The organism is Sporomusa acidovorans, from assembly GCF_900101845.1.
Taxonomy (GTDB): domain Bacteria; phylum Bacillota; class Negativicutes; order Sporomusales; family Sporomusaceae; genus Sporomusa; species Sporomusa acidovorans.
Genome location: NZ_FNAM01000119.1, coordinates 1 through 1,689, shown reverse-complemented (window position 1 = coordinate 1,689; position 1,689 = coordinate 1). Strand labels below are relative to the sequence as shown.

Genomic DNA, 1,689 nt, shown 5'->3' with positions numbered 1-1,689 from the left:
AATGTTCCCTTACGAATCGAAGTTGCAGCCAATGCGCTGATGTATGGTGGGGAAAACCGACGGCAGAACTACGGATACAAGTTCCTGGAGGCCGTCTATAATCTGCTCGAAATTAATTCGTTTATCAAGGACTATGAAAAATCACACCGATTTCGAGGAGAATATTCACCCGGCGATATTTTCAAGTTTCTGGTGTTGGCAAGAATTCTCTGGCCGGAATCGAAGCGGGCCTCCTGTCAAAGGAAGGACAGCTTCTACGGGATGCACACGGATTTCACACTGCCAGATATCTACAGATCGCTTGACCTCTTCGCGGATTTTGAGGTGGAGTTGCAGCGGCATTTGAACGAACGTGTCAAAAAGACGATCGGCCGCGACCTTTCCTATGCATTCTATGACGTGACCAATTATTTCTTCGAGATCGATTTCCCCAATGGCGAGGATGACCTTCGGAAAAGAGGCGTATCGAAAGAACACCGCACCGACCCTATTGCCGCAATGGGGCTGTTTATGGATTCCAACGGGTTACCGGTCAGCATGTCGGTATTCCCCGGCAACACAAGCGATTCCCTTACGCTTCAGCCGACTATGAAGGATATCAAGGATTCGTACGGATTAGGAAGACTGATCGTGGTGGCCGACAAGGGGCTCAACTCGTCAAAGAATATCGACGCTATCGTGTACAACGGGGACGGTTTTGTATTCTCACAGATACTAAAAGGGAAAAAAGGCCAGCGTTACAATGAAAAGCTATTTGACTCAAGCGGATGGACATCAAACGAAAAGGATACGTACAGATTCAAGTTGTTCGAAGAAGAATACGAGGGAAAGGACCAGGATGGAAAAAAAGAAATCCGGGTAAGAAAAGTACTTTTATATTGGAGCAAAGCAGAAGCCGACATGGCGAGGCGCAAGCGGGAAGAAAAGCTTGAAAAGGCCGCACGCTCTGTTAAAAACAATGCCTATAGTATCAAAAAAGGTGTCGACGAATATACAAAAGAAAACATTGTTGACATAGATACTGGGGAGATCCTAGAAAACACGAAAAAGCTCCGTAGCGTGGATTTGGAAAAGGCGGAGCAAAACGCGATGTATGACGGCTATTTTTGTATTATTACCAGCGAACTTGACTACGATGAGCGGAAGATACGTCAGGTGTACAGTGGCCTTTGGCAGATTGAACAGTCGTTTAGGATTATGAAAACTGACCTTTATGCTAGGCCCGTGTTCGTCAGAAAGAATGAGCATATCCGTGCTCATTTCCTGATCTGTTTCGTCGCGCTTCTTGTAATCCGAATTATTCAGCATCGTATGGGAGAAAAAGCTCTGTCGGCCGAGCGAATCGCAAGAGCACTGGGTACCGCGACATGTCAGGTTTTGAAGGGTGGTATCATTCACCTCGACGATGTCGGCGGTGCGATTGCATTTCAAAAGGTGCGAAACAAAAAAGGCGAGATAGTGGATACGCTGGTCTATTCGGATAAAGACGAAATCGCGCTGGACTACAAGTTAATTCAGGAAACGTTCGGCACGAATTTTTACAATGTTTATCCAAGGCAGGAGGTATTCAATAAATTTCTAAAAAATATTACTGTAGCATAACAGAATTTACACATGAATCAACTACAAAGAAGCCCATAGTTTCAACGGCTAGGGGCTTCTCGCGTTTTTTAAACTGTAAAAGTCGGG

1 protein-coding gene is annotated in these 1,689 nt (G+C 45.5%); it reads left to right on the top strand.

Annotation, left to right across the window (positions count from 1 at the left end; genetic code table 11):
* Window positions 1–1,602, top strand: a 1,602-nt coding sequence (locus tag BLR65_RS28800) for an IS1634 family transposase (protein ID WP_093798275.1), incomplete at its 5' end; no start/stop codon positions are given.
* Window positions 1,603–1,689 lie beyond the last annotated feature (87 nt).